This window comes from Cytobacillus sp. FSL R5-0569 (genome assembly GCF_038007265.1).
Lineage (GTDB): Bacteria > Bacillota > Bacilli > Bacillales > Cytobacillaceae > Cytobacillus > Cytobacillus kochii.
The window spans coordinates 2,806,066-2,825,272 of record NZ_JBBOWW010000001.1 but is presented as its reverse complement, the minus strand read 5'-3'; the positions used below and the strand labels follow the sequence as shown (position 1 = coordinate 2,825,272).

Sequence of the window (19,207 nt, the reverse complement as noted above, 5' to 3'; positions counted from 1 at the left end):
AAAACCCCTCCGCATTAAAAAATATTAACCTTAAAATATACGTTTGGAATATAAAAAAATTTACTTACTATATACTATTTCTTCAGTCATAGTTTAACTTCCTTGTTCAACTAACCTGCCCGGTAGTTCAAGAAGAACTGACAAGGTCACGATGTATGCTCTTCATTTTTAAATAACTTTATTATTTTTTAAATAACATTATTATTCGTGAACAGCTGACCGTGTGTAATAAAAGTTGTGGGATAGCTTCTTAGCAAACTTTTTTATATGCATTCACTAGGACAGAGCACACAATGCTATTTTCGTTTTTTCAGCATTTTTATCATTCATCGCGTACCTCTCTTTCGTAGAATAGACAACTCAAGCTTGTTATAATAGAACAAGGACTTTAATAAGAAAGGATTCGTTGTGAGAATGAATGTACATCAAACAGCCCTTGTATTAGAAGGTGGAGGAATGAGAGCGGCATACTCTGCTGGTGTAATGGAATTATTTTTAGATAAAGGTATTACTTTTCCATATGTAATTGGTGTTTCTGCAGGAGCCGCGAATGCTGCCTCATATTTATCGAAACAAAAGGGCCGTAACAAGAAGGTAAGTGTGGAGTATGTATCTGATCCTAGATACTTCTCCTTGCGAAATTATCGAAAATCTAAACAGTTATTTGGTATGGACTTTATTTTTGATGAAATTCCAAATAAGCTGGTTCCCTATGATTATGAAGCGTTCTCTCACGGGAAAAGTGAGTTTATTATTGGTACAACCGATTGTCTGAGTGGAGAAGCTGTTTATTATGGGAAGAAAGACTATGGGGAAAACTTGTTGCTTCTTTTAAAAGCGTCAAGTTCATTACCTTTTATTGCACCTGAAATTTCTTTTAATAATCGAATGTTACTTGATGGTGGTATTGCTGATTCCATACCAATAAGAAAAGCACAAGCAGATGGGTATGATAAAGCTGTTGTTGTTTTAACACGACCCAAAGGTTACCGAAAAAAACCATCAAGAATGAGTTTTTTATTGCGAAGAAAATATCCACAATATCCAGGGCTTCAAAGAGCAATGATGAATCGTTACAAAATGTATAATGAAACCGTTGAATATTTAGAGGAGCAAGAAAAAAAAGGACAAGTGATGATTATTAGACCTGAGAAGGTAGATGTGGGAAGAATGGAAAGAGATTTAAAAAAATTATCTGCCTTTTATGAGCAAGGCTATAAGGATGCAGAAGATAGTTTAACAAGGTTTATATTTTAATTGAAAGTTTGGTGAAAAAAGATCATTCTCTTCTCCCATAGAAGAGGAGAAATGTCTTTCTCTTTTGGTTTTTAGCGGTGAAAATGAATATTACTCATGATTTCCTTCGTTCTATAATAGATTGGTAGTAATACATTTATTGAGAGAATCGGGGTAGGAAGTTCATGAATATTCAGCAATATTATCAGCAATCAGCACAAGCCTCTCTTAATGGTAGTTTAGTTGCGTGTATACCACTATGGTTATTAGTCATATATCATAGTTTCTTTCAGGAGATTAGCGGGCTTCTTTGGTGGTGTTTACCCTTTGTTTTATATAGTGGGATGTCTTATCAAAGCTATGTGTTAGCAAATAATCAAGCAAAGATAAGTTCATATGCATCAACAAATAGCAAGCAAAAAAATATATTTTCACAAAGGGAATTTCTTATAGGTTTTTTACCAGCACCGAATTTAAGATTATTATTATTTAATAGAGATGGTAGAACGGCTGCTGAAATTCGTGATTTAGCTTTTCATAAGTGGCGCTGGTTTTTGCCTACATTTGTCGACCGCTGGATTTATAGAAATCGCTATGCTTTAGTTGTTGATCAAAGGGTGCTTGCAATAATTACAGTGCGAAAACACAATATCCAGATTGATTATAACAGTAATACGATTCTTCTCCACAATGACAATAATAAACGCTTTATTTGTCAAAAAGATAGCCGAGCTTATACGCTAAGGTATGAACGGACTTTTATGAATCTATTGGTTCAATCTGAGAATGGAAGGGAGCTTGGGAAATTACAAAAAGGATGGATTCCGAGAGAATGGATGGAATCGTTCAAGGTAAACAACACCCCCTTTTTAATGATGAATCAACCTTTGCCCGCTGATGAACAATTAATTTTTTATAGTTTATTGATCATGTATGTAAAAAACATTCAACATTGAAGTAAAAGATTCGCTAAAGTTGTCTCAACTATAGTATGATTAAGACAGTTTTGAAAAGTGTTCTAAGTTGAGGTGTTCTATGAGAAAGTTTTTAATCATTGCGGCTTCATTACTTATTATTTTATTAATCGTAGATCGGACCATTCTAAAGGACAAAGGTTTATTGTCACAAGTACAAATTGACCAATATGAGGAAATAGAAAACCCTGAAAATGTAGCTGTTGGCCTGGAAATTGGTCAGAAGGCACCTGAAATCCAGTTGGAAACACTGAATGGTGAGTCATTTCAACTAAGTGACTATGAAGGAAAGAAAATATTACTTAATTTTTGGGCAAGCTGGTGCGGACCTTGTGAAGAAGAAATGCCTTATATGGAAAAAGTTTATAAAGAATATAAAGATGACGGATTTGAAGTCATAGCTGTAAATATGACCAAAACGGAAAGAAACGAAACAAATGCCGCTGATTTCGTGAAAGCGAATGAACTATCCTTCATCATACCAATGGACCCTGAAGGCGTTGTCTTAGATAACTATGAGGTGATTGCCTACCCAACTAGTTACTTCATTGATTCGGATGGGATTATTCGAAATAAAGTATTAGGTGCGCTAAATGAAGACTTCTTGGAAAAGGAAATTTTACGTTTACCATAGAGGATGTTTTCTAAAACGAATGTGTGGGTATAAATGTATAATAATATTAGATTAAGCAATAAGGATGTGGCAAATTGAGTACATCAACAATACTAAAATGGATAACAGGTGCATGTGAAGCATTTCTTGGCATTCCTTTTCTAGGAGGAATTTTTATCCTCGCAAATGGATGGGTGCCACTTATTGTTATGTTTTTCCTTCATGTAATCACACTTGTACTATCCGTAAGAGCTGGAGAAAACAAGTACGGTAGTATCACAGGTATCATTACTTCTATTATTGGTTGGATTCCGGTAGTTGGAATGATTATGCATATTATTACAGCGGTGTTATTATTTGTAGATGCTGGTCTTAGTTCAAAACAAAATAAAACAAAAGTATATTAAATGAAACGAGCCGATGAAATCAGTCACGGCTCGTTTTTAGATTAGGCTTTATTATATGGCAGTCCAACCGCCGTCAATCACTAACTCTGTACCTGTAACAAATCTTGCCTCATCTGATGCTAAGAAAAGGACACCGTAAGCAACATCTTCAGGGTTGCCGAAATAAGGCAACTGCGTATAAGTTTGATAGAACGGTAAGGCAGATTCCATTGAAGGAGCTGTCATTGGGGTCGAAATAATCCCAGGATGTACAGAATTGACTCGAATATTTTCTTTTCCATATTCTATTGCTGCAGATTTGGATAATACTCGTAAAGCACCCTTAGCGGCTGTATATGGACTTGTCCCTGCCATGCCAACTATACCGCCGATGGAAGAAATATTGACAATGGAACCGCTGCCATTTTTCTTTAATTCGGGAATGACATATTTCATGCCGATTACACAACCATTTAAGTCGATATCTAAAATTTTATTCCATTCATCCATTGACATATCCTCTAGAGTTTTGGGAGAAGCGACACCAGCATTGTTAATCAGGATATCTAGTTTACCAAATTGTTCAATGGCTTCATTTATAACTGCTTGCCATTGTTCTTCAGACGTCACATTATGGGCAAGGGCAATCGCCTCACCACCTGCTTCTTTTATCTCTGCAACCACTTTATTTAAAGTTTCCATTTGTAAATCAGTCGCTACTACTTTAGCGCCTTCTTTCGCGAATAACTTTGCTTCTGCTGCACCCATCCCGTTAGCTGCTCCGGTAATAATGGCTACTTTTCCTTCTAACCTTTTCATGATATACCCCCATTTGGTAAAAACTTAGACAATATCGTACGATTTTTAATACAACTAGTTGCTTTATCAACAATCCGTTGATAATCTGATTATATCAACTGATGAAAAAATGAAGCAATGAACAAAAAAGTTGAGATCGTTGTATACTCAACAGTTCATACAAATTTGTTTAAAAATAAGAATAATTAATACAAGGAGCAGAAAAATGTCGAAAAAAGAAAAAGTCGATCCCCGTGTAGTAAGAACAAAGCGAATGTTAACTGACGCCCTTATTTCTTTAATAGAAGAACAAGGTTTTGAAAAAGTAACGGTGCAGGCAATTACAAAAAAAGCGATGCTGAACCGCGCTACTTTTTATCTCCATTTTACAGATAAATACGATTTGCTTGAGCAAAGTACAGATGACATGATTGATGAGTTAAAAGAAGCAATGAAGACTTCTTTTGTAGCAAGTAAAGGGACGTATGATACTGAATCACCAAATGAAAGCTTTATTCAATTATTTGCGCAAATTGGCACATATGATTACATATATAGAGTGTTGCTGTCTGAAAGTACAATGCCTCATTTTCGTGATAAACTAACAGCTGTGTTGAGCGAATTTATTGCAGATGGCATGACCGTTATGCAACCAGATGATGACTTATTGACTATACCAAGAGAAATGGCCATACGCTTCTACGCTTCTGCGTTTTTAGGTGTGATTATATGGTGGTTGAAAAATGATTGTCCGTATACCGCTAAATATATGGCTGCGCAACTCATGAAAGTTACCATTCAAGGACCGTATAAACAAGTGGTGATAGAACAGAAATCCTCTCTATAAAAAGGAGGGATAAAATAAAGTTGACAAAATTTTAATAGATGGTAAACTAAATTTGTGTAAACGGTTACAGATGAGTGTGTAACGCGTTACATATCAAATAAAATAGTAATTAATAGATTTTGTTTTTTTCTGAAATATGTAACCCGTTACATGCCTTTCCTAGTCATGAGAGAATAACGCTTCAGATAGTGAGTGTCTAATATGTAACGGGTTACATACTACCTTTTAATATAAGTTTAATAATAGCAGTATTAACAAATGTAAGGTGATGATTCATATAGCCACAATTAAAGAAGTAGCAAAGTATGCAAATGTTTCTGTTGCGACTGTATCGAGAGTGATAAATAAAAAAGGATATGTCCAAAAGGAAACGCAAACAAAAGTGGAAGAAGCGATCAAAGCACTTAACTACCGACCTAATAATGTAGCGCGTAGCCTATTTAAAAAGCAGTCAAAAATGATTGGGTACATTGTCCCTGATATTACAAACCCATTCTTCCCACAACTTGTCCGCGCTGTGGAAGATGTGACAGTAGCACAAGGGTATACTACTTTTCTATGTAATAGTGATGACAATTTAGAAAAGGAACTGATGTATTTAAATAAAATGGCGGAAAACTATATTGATGGCGTAATCATTGTATCCAATCATATGAATGAAAGCCATCTCGCCAATTTACAGATCCCGGTAGTTGCACTTGACCGTGTGTTCCATGAAAGTATTCCCTCAGTGACGATAGATAATTATCAGGAAGCGAGAAGGGCAGTTATGCATTTAGTTGAAAATGGCTGCGAGAAAATCGCCCATATTAGTGGACCAGAAAATATTATCAATTCCCAACTGAGGAAAAAAGCATACCAAGATGTCATGATGGCACTAGAAAGACCTGTGTATATAAGTGAAGGTCATTATCAAATGAAAACAGCCCAAGAAGCTACATTTCGTCTCCTGCACGAACAGAAGGACATTGATGCCATATTCACAGGTAATGATGTGATGGCAGTTGGTGCCCTAAAGGCATGCACAAAGCTCGGGATTAATGTACCGAAAGAACTTCAAATCATTGGTTTTGATGGAATTGAGTGGACGGAAACTGTTTCACCAGAAATTACAACCATCGCTCAACCAATATATGAGATGGGGAAAAAAGCAGCAACCATGCTTTTGAACCGTATCAACGGAAAGGAAGAAGGTCAGGATCATATTGTATTCCCGACCGAACTAAAAATAAGAGAAACAACAACGCATTAAAACAGAAGAAGGAGAGTGATTAGATGATTACAGTAATCGGAAGCATCAATATGGATCTAGTCACGGTAACAAGTATAGACCCGTCAATGGGTGAAACCGTGATGGGAGAATCATTTTTTACTGTGCCAGGTGGTAAAGGAGCAAACCAAGCAGTGGCTGCAGCTAAGCTTGGAGCGAATGTGAAAATGATTGGTAAAGTCGGCGATGACCCTTTTGGTCAAGAGTATATGAATTATTTTAATGACATGCATATCAATACGGAAAGTATCCAAATAGAAAAATCTGTACGTACTGGAACAGCAAGCATAACAGTGTATAACCATGATAATAAAATTATTGTTGTACCTGGTGCTAATCATTTAATGACAAGTGACGTTATAGAAGCATATCGCGATGATATTTTAGCGAGTGAATGGGTGCTTCTGCAATTAGAAATTCCATTGTCTGCCGTAGAAAAAGTACTAGAGATTGCGGCAGAGGGCAATGTCGGTGTCATTTTAAATCCAGCTCCCTTCCATCATATTCCTTCTCATTGGTTTGAGTTAGTAACTTACCTCACACCGAATGAATATGAAGCGAAACAGTTATTCGAAGCATATGCAAATGATACAGAGGCAACGGAACTACTGAAAAAAAAGCTTGTCATTACAAAAGGAAATGAAGGTGCCGCGTTCTTTAAAAACGGGGAACTTATGACCATTCCTGCTGTTAAGGTAAAGGCGGTTGATACGACTGGAGCAGGAGATACTTTTAATGGCGCTTTAGCGGTTGCCCTTGATGATGGCTTAACAATAGAACAGGCAATTACGTTCGCAATAAAGGCTGCAGGTTTATCTGTAACGAAAATGGGTGCACAAGTAGGAATGCCGACAAAAGCCGAAATTGAAAAAATGGAAGTGAATCATCATGAAGAAACAAGGAATGCTGAATAGTGATATAACAAAAGTCATCAGTGATATGGGACATACAGATACAATTGTTATTGCTGATTGTGGACTACCTATCCCAGATGGTGTAAAAAAAATTGACCTAGCTCTAAAGCTAGGGACACCTTCCTTTTTAGACGTCTTAAATGAGCTTGAAAAAGAATTAATGATAGAGAGTGTCACATTAGCAACTGAAATTAAAACAGATAATGAACCGTTATTTTTAGCAATTAAAGACAAGTTCTCTGATTGTAGCTATGTCTCGCATGAAACATTTAAGAAAAAAACGGAAAAAGCAAAGGCGATTATACGAACTGGAGAAGCTTCCCCTTACGCTAACATCATTTTAACGTCAGGAGTGATATTTTAATGAAGCAATCATCAATAATAGAAATGAAGAATATTCATAAATCCTTCTATTCGGTGGAAGTACTCAAAGGCGTTGATTTTGACTTGAGAGCTGGGGAGATCCATGCGCTTATGGGTGAGAATGGGGCAGGGAAATCGACCTTAATTAAAATCCTTACAGGCATTCATGAAAGCAATCAAGGTGAGATTTATTATAAAGGGAATAAGGCCGTATTTTCTTCACCGAAAGATGCAGAAAAAAATGGTATTGCTGTCATTCATCAAGAGTTAAATATTATTCCTTATTTAACAGTGGCTGAAAATATGTTCTTAGGTAAAGAATTAAGTACTTTCGGTTTATTAAAGACGAGAGAGATGAATGTAAAAGCAGAAAAGCATTTAAAGCGCTTAGGCATTGAAATGGATGTAAAACAGCCTGCTGGAGAACTTTCCGTTGGACAACAACAAATGATTGAAATTGCAAGAGCAATCGCTGCCAATTCTGAAGTTCTTATCATGGATGAACCAACAGCCGCTTTAACAGATAGAGAGATTGATACATTATTTTCCGTTATTGATCAATTGCGAAAAGAGAATGTGGCAATCATTTATATATCTCATCGCATGGAAGAGATTTTTAAAATGTGTGACCGTATTACGGTTTTACGAGATGGTCAATCAATAGGAACGAAATATACCACAGACACCTCATTCGATGAAATCGTGAAAATGATGGTTGGTAGAGAAATTGGTGAGCGTTACCCGGCTCGGACGGCAACAATTGGTGATGTTTTTTTCAAAGTCGAGAACTTAAGTGTGAAAGATCATTTTTCTAATATTTCATTTGATGTTAGAAAAGGTGAGATACTTGGCGTCGCCGGTTTAATGGGAGCTGGAAGAACGGAGATCATGGAAGCGATTTTTGGGTCACGAAAGAAATCGTCTGGGAAGATATTTTTGAATGGTCAAGAACTACACATTCGTGCACCAAAACAAGCAATTGCTGCCGGTATCGGTTTCATTACAGAAGACCGTAAAGATGAAGGTCTTATACTTGGATTAAGTGTAAGGGAGAATTTAGCCGTTCCTAATTTAAAAGCGCTTTCGCAAAGTGCCATTATGTCTACTAAAAAGGAAAAAGCTTTCTCCAAAGAAATGATAGACAAGTTAAAAATTAAAACAGCCGGTCCTGAACAAGAAGTTAAGAATTTAAGTGGTGGGAACCAACAAAAAGTGGTCTTTGGAAAATGGCTTGGAATCGATCCAACACTGTTAATTTTGGACGAACCTACTCGTGGTGTGGATGTAGGAGCAAAAAAAGAGATATATACGATTATGAATGAAGAAACAATGAAGGGCCATTCCATTATTATGGTCTCATCTGAGTTACCAGAGATACTAGGTATGTCAGATCGTATTATGGTGATTCATGAAGGGAAAGTAGCCGCCATTCTGGAAAAAACAGATGCGACTCAAGAAAAAATTATGGAAGCAGCAACAGGAGGGACAAAGCATGAACAAAATTAGTAAAGGCATCGGCTCCATTCAAAAGCTAGGACCGGTTTTAGGCTTACTGCTCATCATTATTATTTTATCGGTTATGAGTCCAAGCTTTACAACAGCTGACAATATACTGAACGTATTAAGACAAGTTTCAATCAATGCTTTAATTGCGTTTGGAATGACATTTGTTATCTTGACAGGGGGAATCGACTTATCTGTCGGTTCGATTTTAGCGCTATCTTCCGCACTTACTGCAGGTATGTTAGCTAGTGGTATGGATCCGGTAATTGCGGTTCTTCTCGGTTTATTAGCAGGTGCTTTAATGGGACTTGTCAACGGCGTAATTATTGCAAAAGGTAAAGTCGCTCCTTTTATTGCAACATTAGCGACAATGACAATTTTCAGAGGGTTAACACTTGTTTATACAGAAGGTCGACCAATAACTGGTCTATCTGATGCTTTTAGCTTTCAAATGATTGGTAAAGGTTATTTTCTCGGGGTACCATTTCCTGTTGTTACGATGCTGTTAGCTTATTTATTTTTATACTTCTTGCTAAAGAAAACAACTTTTGGTCGCGGTGTTTATGCGATTGGTGGGAATGAAGAAGCCGCTAAGCTCTCTGGTTTAAAAGTGGATCGCTTGAAAATGGGTGTTTATGCGATTTCAGGATTATTTGCTGCAGTTGCCGGAATTACGTTAACTTCTCGTCTTGACTCTGCACAGCCAACAGCTGGTACAAGCTACGAATTAGATGCCATTGCGGCAGTTGTTCTTGGTGGGACAAGTCTTTCAGGCGGACGCGGATGGATCTTTGGTACATTAATTGGTGCTTTGATTATTGGTGTACTTAATAATGGTTTGAATTTATTAAATGTATCATCTTTCTACCAACAAGTGGTGAAGGGCGGCGTCATTCTATTAGCTGTACTAATTGATAGAAAGAAAGCTGCTTAACATATATGATTTGCAAACCTATGAAGGAGGAATACTCAAATGAAAAAAATATGGAAGCTTCTTACTTTGGTTTTAGTAGTCGCTTTATTAGGTGCATGTTCATTAAATAATGGGGCTGATGATAATGAAGCAACTGATAATGATGAAAAAGCATCAGGAGAAAAAACAATTGGTCTATCGATTTCTACATTAAATAATCCTTTCTTTGTTACACTACGTGATAGTGCAGAGGCGAAGGCAAAAGAGCTTGGTTATGCGATTAAAACAGTAGATGCACAAGATGACCCAGCAACACAAGTAAGTGATATTGAGGATTTAATTCAACAAGGTGTTGACTTATTAATTATTAATCCAGCTGATTCAGCAGCGGTTGCTTCTGCCATTACATCAGCTAATAATGCAGATATCCCGGTTATTACTGTTGATAGAAGTGCAGAAGGTGGCGAAGTTGTCGCTCACGTAGCTTCTGATAATGCAGAAGGCGGTAAAATGGCAGGAGAATTTATCATTGAACAACTTGATGGCGAAGGAAAAGTAGTTGAACTTGAAGGGATCCCTGGTTCATCGGCAGCACGCGAAAGAGGTGCGGGTTTCAATGAAGCCATTGAAGCATCTGACAATGTGGAAGTAGCAACAAAACAATCTGCGAATTTTGATCGTGCAGAAGGCTTAACAGTAATGGAAAACATCATCCAAAGCAATAAAGATGTCCAAGCTGTATTTGCTCATAATGATGAAATGGCACTTGGTGCTTATCAAGCATTAACGGCTGCTGGATTGAAAGATGTCATTGTTGTCGGGTTCGACGCAACAGATGATGCCATTGCTGCAGTTGAAGGTGGCGATATGGCAGCAACAGTCGCTCAAAAACCAGACAGAATGGGCGAGCAAGCTGTAGAAACAGCCAAAAAAGTACTCGATGGTGAAACGGTGGAAGAATTTATCCCTGTTGAGTTAGAGTTAATTAAATAAGGAAATGATTGAATGAAGCACGTGTAGATTCTGCTTTAAGGTGGAATGAGCACGTGCTTTTTTATTTTCTAAGTGAACGCAGGTTAGGGAAAGAAGTGTGAAAGAAATATATAAGCGGTTAGTATGAAATGAGTGTATAATTATGGTAATCATTATATTTTGTGAAGAAGCGAGTGGTAGAATGATCCCTGCAAACACTTTCGGAGTTGATATGACGAACGCCGCAACGCCTTATTTTCAAGTAGTGAAAGACAATCGAATTCGGTTCGGTTTAGAGACATTCAGACAACATCCGGGTTTAGCGAAAAGCTTATTTCATCATCTATTTCCTATAGAGGAAAAGTTAGATATGACGTTTATTTCTGGTTATCAAGATATTGATAGCACAAGGGTAAGGAGAGAAAAGTTAAATTTACGACGGTTTTTTAAGATAAATAATTGGTCTAATGAAGTAGTTTGGGAAGAAGAAATGAGTGGTTATTTTGTCTTTTCAACAGTAAAGAACGTGAAATCATCTGCGTTTTTTCGCTATACCCTTAAAATGGTTGTTGGTCACACGTCACTCTATATTTGTTTTGTGCATCGTGATTTTTTATTTTATATTAGTTCTGATGTATTGGATATTGTTGCAAATGCGCATACGATAAGGAGATTAAAAGATCTATTCCCTGAAATGTATGATACTTTCTACGAAGATGAGTAATCTTCTGTAAGACGGATTAGCAAATAGTGTTACCGTCATCAAGAAATTACCGAAAAAACGGTAAATGTAATTCGATGTCTAACAATTAAAGGATAGGAGAAAAATGATGAATATAAACAGGAAAGATTTACTTAATGCTGCTTGGATTATTGGAATTTGCTTTATATTGGGATCCTGTACTATTGCTGGAGCGATTGAGAGTCTACTAGATAATAGTTTAGCGAATGATGGTCATTATGAACAACAAAGATTCAATGACAATTTTGAAAGGTATATTGAAATACTCGAAAACAAAGGGGAATAAACTGTCAAAAAGAAGATGTTTGACTGAAATATCGCCGGTAGATTGTGTGCTTTCCACAGGTAATAGAAAAAAGTAAACGGGGTGATCAGATGTCTAGCGGTCCAAATAGAATAAATACTTTGTTTGCCGAAAAAGCAGAATACTGGGATTTAGATGATTTACAGATTGATTATTTAAATGAATCCATTACATTAAAATTACTTAGTTGTCATAAACAACAAATTAAGAGAACCTACATCTTCATAAAGGAAGTGATGTCGTTCTTTGTTTATCAAGAGCCTAATATAGGAACGATACGCTTAAATGACCGTAGTTTTACTGATGCGAATTTATTAAGCGAAATTAGTTATCACAAGAATGGTTTTGGTCATATAAAAATTGAAAGTTTAGAATCAGATTTGAAAGAAATCGAAAAATTACATGCTAAAACTAATTTTTACTTTCAAGTAAATAATAAAGACACATTTTTTATTGAAGCCAATAGTGTGCAAATCAATGATGAACGGTTTGTAAACCTTCTTGCAGATAGTAGAACACTGAAATATTGTGAATGAAGCAAACTTTATGGAGTGTGATGAATTTACAATAGAAAGAATTGGAGCTATTTTCAGATAAAAATACTGTCAGCAATATTAATAGCGCTATTAGCTTTATGCATAATGTTAATATTGTTAAAACGGTAAGATGAAAAAGCGTTTCTTTCTTTCTAGTTTTATTTCCTCATCAAATTCCTTGTTTTCGTATGTCCATTTTATTTGTAAAGAGTAATTAGCATCTAACGGGGCGTCTACAATACTGACAAATTCAATAACATCTCCCTGAGGAAAATCATTTGGCTTATCGTATAAAGTGACCATTTCCTCTCCAGATTTAAATACCAAAAAATTCAGAGTAGGGAGATTGGTCCCTCCTAACCAAGTTGCCTCTCCTTTCCAAATCCCTTTAGGGTTAGGAGAATGATGAGGGCTATATTCCGCTCTCCAATTTCCATCGGAGCTCTTTCCTTTTAGTACAATTGGTTGTTTATAAGAATAAATCATCCAAGACACTAAAATTAAAGGAAAGATGAAAATAATAATTAATTTTCTATTCATAGATGGGCTTCCTTTTATAGTTGGATTTTGTAATTTTTATGTTATCTTTATGTCCTGATGAATAGTTATTTACAAAAACACACCTTCTTTTCTATGTAATTTAATAGAAATAATGTATTTAACTGTATTTAACTGTATTTTATATCATACATAGATGAATTGACAACTTTAAGGAGTAAAGAAAAAATTGAGGTAGGGTTTTGAAATATAATATTAGATATATAACTATTATCCTTTTTCTGTCTCAAATGTTAGGGTGATGGTTTATTTTAGTTTTCTTTATGTATAATCTCCTATTTAACACTCTTTCTATTGATTAATTACTTATTTACATTTATCCTATATTTAGATACTGTAATAAGAGCAGGGGAATCTTTATTTATTTTAAAAGTATTAGATACTGTCTGTTCTCTATAGTATCAACAATTTAATAGAATATCCTTCGGGGCAGGGTGAAATTCCCAACCGGCGGTGATGAGGGTGACCTCTTAGTCCGTGACCCGGGCTCAGGAATGAGAACGGTGGATTTGGTGCAATTCCAAAGCCGACAGTATAGTCTGGATGGGAGAAGGATGCGTGTGTGTAAAAACGTTCAAAAACAGTTGATTTTGACGTTTATTTGGCCATGATTACTTTTCCCGTATACGTATTCGTATACGGGTTTATTTATTCATGAGTATTTTAAAAAGGGTGGTGATGATATGGGATAACGATAAGTGTGAGTCCAACTCTTTTTGTAATTTTCAACAAACTCTCCCGATACCGCGTATTTGCCCCGAGCGGAAAATTTCAACTTTTACTTAAACGAATAAATCTTATGCAGAGAGGTTGATCATTCTGTTTACAGGTATTATCGAAGAAATCGGTACTGTACAAAGAACGATTCATCGTGGATCTACTATTCAATTAGTGTTCAATGCTACAAAGATTATGGATGATATCCATATCGGTGATAGCATCGCTGTGAACGGTGTTTGTTTAACAGTGACCGAATTCCAACAAAGAAGTTTTACAGCAGATGTGATGCCAGAAACTTTTCATGCGACATCGCTTTCCTCTTTAAAAGTAGGAAGCAATGTGAATTTAGAAAGAGCGATGTTAGCAGGAGGAAGATTTGGCGGCCATTATGTAAGTGGTCATGTGGATGAAACGAGAAAAATTTTAAAAAAACAAAGACAAGAAAATGCGATTTATCTTTCAATTTCACTATCAGAGAAGTATCAGCATCTAATTCTACCTAAAGGATCTGTTGCTATTGATGGCACTTCATTAACAGTGATGGAGGTAGGGGATGGTTATTTTACGATTGCGTTAATTCCTCATACAGCTGAAGAAACGGTGATTAGTGAAAAAAAGCCAAATGATACTGTCAATATCGAATATGATTTATTTGCTAAATATGTATTTGCCTTTTCAGACACATCGAAACGTGAAAGAAATTTCGAACAGTTATTAGAGAATAATGGATTCTTAAGTTAGGAGGGAATATATGAGTCACTCAATTGAAGAAGCGATTGCTGACTTGAAAATGGGAAAAGTGATTATCGTTTGTGATGATGAGAATCGTGAGAATGAGGGTGATTTTATCGCTGTTGCCGAGTATGCTTCAGCTGAAACAATCAATTTTATGGCGACAGTGGGAAGAGGGCTTATTTGCGTGCCGATTGAGCAGTCAATCGCCAAAAAATTAGACTTGCATCCGATGGTAACTAATAATACAGACAGCCATCAAACTGCTTTTACTGTAAGTATTGATTATAAAGAGACAACGACTGGTATAAGTGCATTTGAACGGTTTTTAACCGTAGAAAAAATGTTAGACGACAAAACACAAGCATCAGACTTCAATCGTCCAGGTCATATTTTCCCCCTTATAGCGAAGGATGGTGGCGTCCTTGAGCGTTCAGGCCATACGGAAGCGGCAGTAGATTTAGCAAAATTGGCTGAGGCAAGTCCGGTCGGGATTATATGCGAGATTATGAAAGAAAATGGTGAAATGGCTAGAGTAGCAGAGTTAGAGAAAGTAGCAGAAAAATATGATTTGAAGATGATTACGATTGAACAATTAATATCTTATAAGCAATCACAATTATTATTAAACTAATCTAATTTAGGAGTGAAGTAGAATGAATACAATACTAGAAGGACATTTAATTGGAACGGGAATAAAGGTAGCTGTTGTTGTATCACGTTTCAATGAGTTTATTACAAAAAAATTATTAGATGGTGCATTAGATAGCTTCAAGCGTCACGATGTGGCTGAAGAGGATATTACGGTAGCTTGGGTACCAGGAGCGTTTGAAATTCCTCTAGCTGCGAAAAAACTTGCGGAAAGTGGCGAATACGATGCGGTTGTTGCCCTTGGAACAGTTATTAGAGGGGCAACACCACATTTTGATTATGTGAATGCAGAGGTAGCCAAAGGAGTGGCAGCAACTTCATTACAAACTGGCATTCCAGTAATTTTTGGTGTGTTAACAACTGATTCTATTGAACAAGCGGTTGAGAGAGCGGGTACAAAAGCAGGCAACAAAGGCTGGGATGCAGCTGTTAATGCGATTGAAATGAGTAATTTTAATAAACATTTTCGTTAAAAATTAATTTTCTTTGCTCCCTCTTTCTTTTTCTCGTTATAATAATATTACGTTTATATTCACATGAACAATGGTAAAAACATGTATAGAAGATAAATGAAGAGCCTAAAAGAGAAAGAGGGTTTATGATGAAATTAGAATTAATTAAATGTCACGGTTCGGGAAATGACTTTTTTATTATTGATGAAATGGAGCAGTCCTTCGGGTGGAGTGATGAAGAACGAGCGAAATTAACGATTAGTCTTTGTAATCGTGGCAGTGAGCTCGGTGCGGATGGGATTTTATTTATATTAGCCAGTGAAGTTGCTGATGCAAAAATGCGCGTATTTAATGCAGATGGTTCAGAAGCTTCCATGTGTGGTAACGGTCTTCGTTGTGTCGCGAGGTATGTTTGTGAGAAACTGAAAATCAAAGAGGCGACAATTGATACGATGAAAGTAACCCTTCATGTTAGTAAAGAAAGCGATATTTATAAAGATATCCCTACTTACAAGGTAGAAATTTCACCGGTGTCATTTGATGTTGCTACTTTACCACTTCACATCAATCAGCACCAATTAGTCAATGAAAAGATGGAAGACCTTTCGGAAGATATCGCTTTTACTGCTCTTTCTGTACCTAATCCCCATCTTGTTGCTATTGTCGAAAAAGAACAGATGCAATCAGATATTCAAGAAGAAATAAGTTTGTATGTCAACGGAGAAAATGATTACTTTCCTGATGGTGTAAATGTGAGTTTCGTCAAACCACTACCAGAAGGTGGGATTTTTGTTCGTACGTATGAAAGAGGGGTGGGCTTTACGAATGCATGTGGGACAGCGATGTCGGCTTCAAGTTTAGTCACATGTCTGCAAAGTATCAATACCTATGAGCAGCCGATTGAGGTTTATAACAATGGTGGTAAGGTCCGTTGCATTGTTCATAAGCAAAATGATAGCTTTACAATCGACCTTATTGGTAATGCTAGCTTTGTCTATCAATGTACAATTGAGATAGATATAAATCATCCAGGGACATTTACCGTCGATAATAGCGAAGAATATATTGAAGAAATGATGCAATATGCGAAGTTGCAACAAGAAGCTTCTGCTTTTTTAACCAAGCAATTAAATGCTTAAGAAATGTTTAAGAAAAAAGGGTTTTGGACCGAAACGGCACTATGAGTAAATAGTGTTGGTTCGGTTTTTTGTTTTTTCATCTGAATAACGCGCAGGAATTGCATTAGCAGGTCGTTTCATATGTGTTTTCGCTCCTTGATGTCGTGCATGCTGAATGAGCAAAACGTTAGCTTTTGAGTGATACGTAAACTGAAAAGGCAATCGTTTAAATGCGTTTTGGCTTTGGATAACGTGCATATCAGATTTGCTTAGCTTTCACTTCCTAAAACACAAAAAATCGCATATGCTTGCGTATAGTTTTATCCTTTTAATGAATCTATAATTTTTGCAATCGTGTCATTTTTTGTTTCGAAAAAGGTTGCCATTGGGCAGCGATCAGTTAAACGATACTTGCGAATGTTGTCTAGTGAAAAATTCTTTCGTTGCAGTTGTTTATTTACTTCATCCCAATAGAGTGGGGCTGCTATTATCGCACCTTCTCTGCCTCTAGGAGAGTAAGGAGCAATCATCGTTTTTCCTTCTGCATGCTGTATATAATCGATATATAACTTTTTCCCGCGATTCTTTTTCATTCTTTCTGTCGTAAATAAATCTGGGTTTTTTTCAACTAAATAGGAAGCTATGAACGAAGTAAACAGTCTGGTATCTTCATAAGAAAAATGATGATGCATAATTGGGATATGTACTTGTATACCCTTACCACCAGTTAATTTTGGGAAGCCGATAATATTTAATTCTTCGAAAATCTTGTTTAGTTTCTGTGCAGCATCAACAGCTAGTAGAAAGTGTGTTTCATCTGGTGGGTCAAGGTCGAACACAATATCAAGCGGATGGTCGCTACCAATTGTTTCAAAAGGGGTATGATACTCTAGTGCTAATTGATTACCTAGCCAAACAAGAGTAGATAAATCATTACAAAGGATATAGTCGATTTCGTCTTTTGTAAAAGAATTCACAAATGACGGTGCATAATCAGGTTTATTCTTCTGATAGAAACATTCTTTCCCTATATAGCCATGTGGATAGCGAATGGTTGTTAACAATCTATTCTTCACAAACGGTAACAACCGTGGAGCGACGCAAACAAGATATGCAATGAGCTGCTCTTTATTGATTTTTGGGTTGTCCCATAACGGTTTTTCTGGGTGGGTCACTTCTATAGAAGAGTCGATATTTGCATTTTCTATCAGTAATCTCTCCCAAGTACATGTTTCCCATTGCTCAGTCGGTAAGAATTGCATAAATTGAGGGTGGATCAAGGTATCCTCAATTATGTCGCGAAAGCAAAGTTGAATACAAATGCTTGGGGAGATGCTGTATTTTACTTGACTTACTTTTTTTCCATTCTTTTGAATCAAGCTGACTAAAATAGCCAATTCTTGTTCATTTAGACCTTCGGAAAATTCGCCCATTGCCTTTACTTTATTTTGATATACGATACTATATTCAAACTGATTAGTTGTAACATTCCAGCCAGTAATAAAGAAACGACCTTTTTTCCTCATATGACCTTCAACCATCCTTTGACTAGATTTTGGTTTACATTCATAAAACCTATTACACATGGTCATAGTATGGTTAGATTAAAAAAAGACATACAAGTGAGGATCGATCCAATGAAGCCAATTATTCCTTTTGAACCAAAAATGACAAATGAGATTCCAAATGGCGATCAATGGATAGCGCAAGTAAAGTGGGATGGTACAAGGATATTGACTTATTATGAAAAAGAGAATTTAAGGATTTTTAATCGAAAAGGAAATGAGCGCACCATCCAATATCCGGAATTACATCAATTACCCTCATTAATTAAGGGGAATTCCTTCATTTTAGATGGAGAGGTAATCGCTTTTCAAGACGGTGTTCCCTCTTTTTATGATGTGATGAGAAGAGATCGGCGGAAGAATACGGTAACAATCAATCATTTACAGACAGAAATTCCTATTACTTATATGATATTTGACCTCTTATATTTTAACGGTAAATGGCTGATTGAAACCCCATTATATAGACGCCAGGAGATGTTGATGGAAATCATCCAGCCAACAAATGAGATTCAAATCGTCCAAAGTTTTAGAGACTGTCAATCATTATATGATGCTGTCATAGAGCAAGGATTAGAGGGTATTGTTTGTAAGGATTTATATAGTGCTTATATATTAGGAGGAAAAGATGAACGCTGGTTAAAAAAGAAAAAAGAACAGGACCTTATTGCTATTGTTGGAGGGGTAACTTATAATGGAGCACTTATTCGTTCAATTGATTTAGGTGTATATAATGAAAAGGGTGAGCTTATTTATATCGGCAGTGCAGGCTCGAGCAAGCTTACTTTAAAGGATTGGCGTGAAGTGACTGAAGTGACTAACCAAATACTTCAGGGAGCAAGTCCGTTTCATAATTATAGCGGATTATTGAAAAATCATGAATGGCTTTCTCCAATTTTAAAAGTGAAGGTTACTTTCTTAGAGTGGACAAAAGATCATACAATGAGGCAACCAGTCATTCAGTCGTTTGTTTTTTAAATCGTTTTCGGATAGGTTTTTGCCTACAGCAAATTTAGGTGTTTTACATAGTTTATAAGGAG

21 protein-coding genes, 1 pseudogene and 1 riboswitch are annotated in these 19,207 nt (G+C 36.3%); of the genes and pseudogenes, 19 read left to right on the top strand and 3 right to left on the bottom strand.

Annotation, left to right across the window (positions count from 1 at the left end):
* The first annotated feature begins 414 nt into the window (after nucleotides 1–414).
* From MKX78_RS14305 to MKX78_RS14290, 4 genes are all read left to right on the top strand, one after another.
* Nucleotides 415–1,257 carry a patatin-like phospholipase family protein gene (locus MKX78_RS14305; protein ID WP_224937588.1) on the top strand — a complete coding sequence of 281 codons (843 nt, stop codon included), beginning with the start codon at nucleotides 415–417 and terminating at the stop codon, nucleotides 1,255–1,257.
* Nucleotides 1,258–1,421: 164 nt separating this feature from the next.
* Nucleotides 1,422–2,192, top strand: a complete 771-nt coding sequence (locus tag MKX78_RS14300) for a hypothetical protein (RefSeq protein ID WP_341051439.1) — start codon at nucleotides 1,422–1,424, stop codon at nucleotides 2,190–2,192.
* A 79-nt stretch (nucleotides 2,193–2,271) separates the two neighbouring features.
* Nucleotides 2,272–2,844: a TlpA disulfide reductase family protein gene (locus tag MKX78_RS14295; RefSeq protein WP_322909505.1), complete on the top strand. Its 573-nt coding sequence runs from the start codon at nucleotides 2,272–2,274 to the stop codon at nucleotides 2,842–2,844.
* Nucleotides 2,845–2,918: 74 nt separating this feature from the next.
* The gene (locus MKX78_RS14290) at nucleotides 2,919–3,230 is read left to right on the top strand and encodes a hypothetical protein (protein WP_341051437.1); all 312 of its coding nucleotides are present in this window, start codon (nucleotides 2,919–2,921) and stop codon (nucleotides 3,228–3,230) included.
* Nucleotides 3,231–3,281: 51 nt separating this feature from the next.
* Here MKX78_RS14290 and MKX78_RS14285 read toward each other — a convergent pair whose 3' ends face one another.
* Complete coding sequence (locus MKX78_RS14285) at nucleotides 3,282–4,028, bottom strand: SDR family NAD(P)-dependent oxidoreductase (RefSeq protein ID WP_341051435.1); 747 nt, start codon at nucleotides 4,026–4,028, stop codon at nucleotides 3,282–3,284.
* Nucleotides 4,029–4,233: 205 nt separating this feature from the next.
* On the opposite strand from MKX78_RS14285, the gene MKX78_RS14280 reads away from it, so the two are divergent.
* From MKX78_RS14280 to MKX78_RS14235, 10 genes are all read left to right on the top strand, one after another.
* The gene (locus MKX78_RS14280) at nucleotides 4,234–4,854 is read left to right on the top strand and encodes a TetR/AcrR family transcriptional regulator (protein WP_095372931.1); all 621 of its coding nucleotides are present in this window, start codon (nucleotides 4,234–4,236) and stop codon (nucleotides 4,852–4,854) included.
* A gap of 268 nt (nucleotides 4,855–5,122) precedes the next feature.
* Nucleotides 5,123–6,106, top strand: coding sequence for a LacI family DNA-binding transcriptional regulator (locus MKX78_RS14275; protein ID WP_263624248.1), 984 nt, complete (start codon nucleotides 5,123–5,125; stop codon nucleotides 6,104–6,106).
* A 23-nt stretch (nucleotides 6,107–6,129) separates the two neighbouring features.
* Nucleotides 6,130–7,038, top strand: coding sequence for a ribokinase (rbsK, locus tag MKX78_RS14270; RefSeq protein WP_095372932.1), 909 nt, complete (start codon nucleotides 6,130–6,132; stop codon nucleotides 7,036–7,038).
* Nucleotides 7,013–7,402, top strand: coding sequence for a D-ribose pyranase (gene rbsD, locus MKX78_RS14265; protein ID WP_307313342.1), 390 nt, complete (start codon nucleotides 7,013–7,015; stop codon nucleotides 7,400–7,402). Before rbsK ends, rbsD begins: the two co-directional genes overlap by 26 nt.
* Complete coding sequence (locus MKX78_RS14260; protein WP_307313344.1) at nucleotides 7,402–8,907, top strand: sugar ABC transporter ATP-binding protein; 1,506 nt, start codon at nucleotides 7,402–7,404, stop codon at nucleotides 8,905–8,907. The genes rbsD and MKX78_RS14260 overlap by 1 nt, the downstream gene beginning before the upstream one ends.
* Entirely contained in the window at nucleotides 8,894–9,838 is a 945-nt protein-coding gene (locus tag MKX78_RS14255; protein ID WP_095372933.1) for an ABC transporter permease subunit, read from the top strand. The genes MKX78_RS14260 and MKX78_RS14255 overlap by 14 nt, the downstream gene beginning before the upstream one ends.
* Before the next feature lie 39 nt (nucleotides 9,839–9,877).
* A complete protein-coding gene (gene rbsB, locus MKX78_RS14250; protein WP_341051433.1) occupies nucleotides 9,878–10,810 on the top strand; it encodes a ribose ABC transporter substrate-binding protein RbsB in 933 nt (310 codons plus the stop codon).
* Nucleotides 10,811–10,952: 142 nt separating this feature from the next.
* Entirely contained in the window at nucleotides 10,953–11,513 is a 561-nt protein-coding gene (locus tag MKX78_RS14245) for a hypothetical protein (protein WP_341051431.1), read from the top strand.
* Nucleotides 11,514–11,619: 106 nt separating this feature from the next.
* Nucleotides 11,620–11,817, top strand: a complete 198-nt coding sequence (locus MKX78_RS14240; RefSeq protein ID WP_341051429.1) for a hypothetical protein — start codon at nucleotides 11,620–11,622, stop codon at nucleotides 11,815–11,817.
* An 89-nt stretch (nucleotides 11,818–11,906) separates the two neighbouring features.
* Entirely contained in the window at nucleotides 11,907–12,371 is a 465-nt protein-coding gene (locus tag MKX78_RS14235) for a YxiG family protein (RefSeq protein ID WP_341051427.1), read from the top strand.
* 117 nt (nucleotides 12,372–12,488) lie between these two features.
* On the opposite strand, the gene MKX78_RS14230 is transcribed toward MKX78_RS14235, so the two are convergent.
* On the bottom strand, nucleotides 12,489–12,911 hold the full coding sequence (locus tag MKX78_RS14230) for a hypothetical protein (RefSeq protein WP_341051425.1): 423 nt from the start codon (nucleotides 12,909–12,911) through the stop codon (nucleotides 12,489–12,491).
* A gap of 434 nt (nucleotides 12,912–13,345) precedes the next feature.
* A riboswitch (FMN riboswitch) is annotated at nucleotides 13,346–13,488 on the top strand.
* Nucleotides 13,489–13,748: 260 nt separating this feature from the next.
* Between MKX78_RS14230 and ribE the strand changes: the two genes are divergently transcribed.
* From ribE to dapF, 4 genes and pseudogenes are all read left to right on the top strand, one after another.
* Nucleotides 13,749–14,390 (top strand): riboflavin synthase, encoded by a 642-nt coding sequence (gene ribE, locus MKX78_RS14225; protein ID WP_095373660.1) that lies wholly within the window; start codon nucleotides 13,749–13,751, stop codon nucleotides 14,388–14,390.
* A gap of 10 nt (nucleotides 14,391–14,400) precedes the next feature.
* Nucleotides 14,401–14,991: pseudogene (gene ribB, locus MKX78_RS14220) on the top strand (3,4-dihydroxy-2-butanone-4-phosphate synthase); the annotation flags it as partial.
* Nucleotides 14,992–15,037: 46 nt separating this feature from the next.
* Nucleotides 15,038–15,505 (top strand): 6,7-dimethyl-8-ribityllumazine synthase, encoded by a 468-nt coding sequence (gene ribH, locus MKX78_RS14215; RefSeq protein ID WP_095372940.1) that lies wholly within the window; start codon nucleotides 15,038–15,040, stop codon nucleotides 15,503–15,505.
* Nucleotides 15,506–15,633: 128 nt separating this feature from the next.
* Nucleotides 15,634–16,623, top strand: coding sequence for a diaminopimelate epimerase (gene dapF / locus MKX78_RS14210; protein ID WP_095372941.1), 990 nt, complete (start codon nucleotides 15,634–15,636; stop codon nucleotides 16,621–16,623).
* 299 nt (nucleotides 16,624–16,922) lie between these two features.
* On the opposite strand, the gene ligD is transcribed toward dapF, so the two are convergent.
* Nucleotides 16,923–18,128, bottom strand: coding sequence for a DNA ligase D (ligD, locus tag MKX78_RS14205; protein ID WP_322909500.1), 1,206 nt, complete (start codon nucleotides 18,126–18,128; stop codon nucleotides 16,923–16,925).
* 111 nt (nucleotides 18,129–18,239) lie between these two features.
* On the opposite strand from ligD, the gene MKX78_RS14200 reads away from it, so the two are divergent.
* A complete protein-coding gene (locus MKX78_RS14200) occupies nucleotides 18,240–19,145 on the top strand; it encodes an ATP-dependent DNA ligase (protein WP_095372944.1) in 906 nt (301 codons plus the stop codon).
* Nucleotides 19,146–19,207 lie beyond the last annotated feature (62 nt).

Bases quoted from the DNA above. Each gene is read 5' to 3' on its own strand.
- MKX78_RS14200 (WP_095372944.1), top strand. From the start codon at position 18,240: ATGAAGCCAATTATTCCTTTTGAACCAAAAATGACAAATGAGATTCCA.
- MKX78_RS14260 (WP_307313344.1), top strand. From the start codon at position 7,402: ATGAAGCAATCATCAATAATAGAAATGAAGAATATTCATAAATCCTTC.
- rbsB (WP_341051433.1), top strand. From the start codon at position 9,878: ATGAAAAAAATATGGAAGCTTCTTACTTTGGTTTTAGTAGTCGCTTTA.
- MKX78_RS14280 (WP_095372931.1), top strand. From the start codon at position 4,234: ATGTCGAAAAAAGAAAAAGTCGATCCCCGTGTAGTAAGAACAAAGCGA.
- MKX78_RS14295 (WP_322909505.1), top strand. From the start codon at position 2,272: ATGAGAAAGTTTTTAATCATTGCGGCTTCATTACTTATTATTTTATTA.
- ribH (WP_095372940.1), top strand. From the start codon at position 15,038: ATGAATACAATACTAGAAGGACATTTAATTGGAACGGGAATAAAGGTA.
- MKX78_RS14305 (WP_224937588.1), top strand. From the start codon at position 415: ATGAATGTACATCAAACAGCCCTTGTATTAGAAGGTGGAGGAATGAGA.
- MKX78_RS14230 (WP_341051425.1), bottom strand. From the start codon at position 12,911: ATGAATAGAAAATTAATTATTATTTTCATCTTTCCTTTAATTTTAGTG.
- MKX78_RS14300 (WP_341051439.1), top strand. From the start codon at position 1,422: ATGAATATTCAGCAATATTATCAGCAATCAGCACAAGCCTCTCTTAAT.
- rbsK (WP_095372932.1), top strand. From the start codon at position 6,130: ATGATTACAGTAATCGGAAGCATCAATATGGATCTAGTCACGGTAACA.
- MKX78_RS14285 (WP_341051435.1), bottom strand. From the start codon at position 4,028: ATGAAAAGGTTAGAAGGAAAAGTAGCCATTATTACCGGAGCAGCTAAC.
- MKX78_RS14275 (WP_263624248.1), top strand. From the start codon at position 5,123: ATGATTCATATAGCCACAATTAAAGAAGTAGCAAAGTATGCAAATGTT.
- MKX78_RS14240 (WP_341051429.1), top strand. From the start codon at position 11,620: ATGAATATAAACAGGAAAGATTTACTTAATGCTGCTTGGATTATTGGA.
- rbsD (WP_307313342.1), top strand. From the start codon at position 7,013: ATGAAGAAACAAGGAATGCTGAATAGTGATATAACAAAAGTCATCAGT.
- MKX78_RS14235 (WP_341051427.1), top strand. From the start codon at position 11,907: ATGTCTAGCGGTCCAAATAGAATAAATACTTTGTTTGCCGAAAAAGCA.
- MKX78_RS14255 (WP_095372933.1), top strand. From the start codon at position 8,894: ATGAACAAAATTAGTAAAGGCATCGGCTCCATTCAAAAGCTAGGACCG.
- ligD (WP_322909500.1), bottom strand. From the start codon at position 18,128: ATGAGGAAAAAAGGTCGTTTCTTTATTACTGGCTGGAATGTTACAACT.
- MKX78_RS14245 (WP_341051431.1), top strand. From the start codon at position 10,953: ATGGTAATCATTATATTTTGTGAAGAAGCGAGTGGTAGAATGATCCCT.
- dapF (WP_095372941.1), top strand. From the start codon at position 15,634: ATGAAATTAGAATTAATTAAATGTCACGGTTCGGGAAATGACTTTTTT.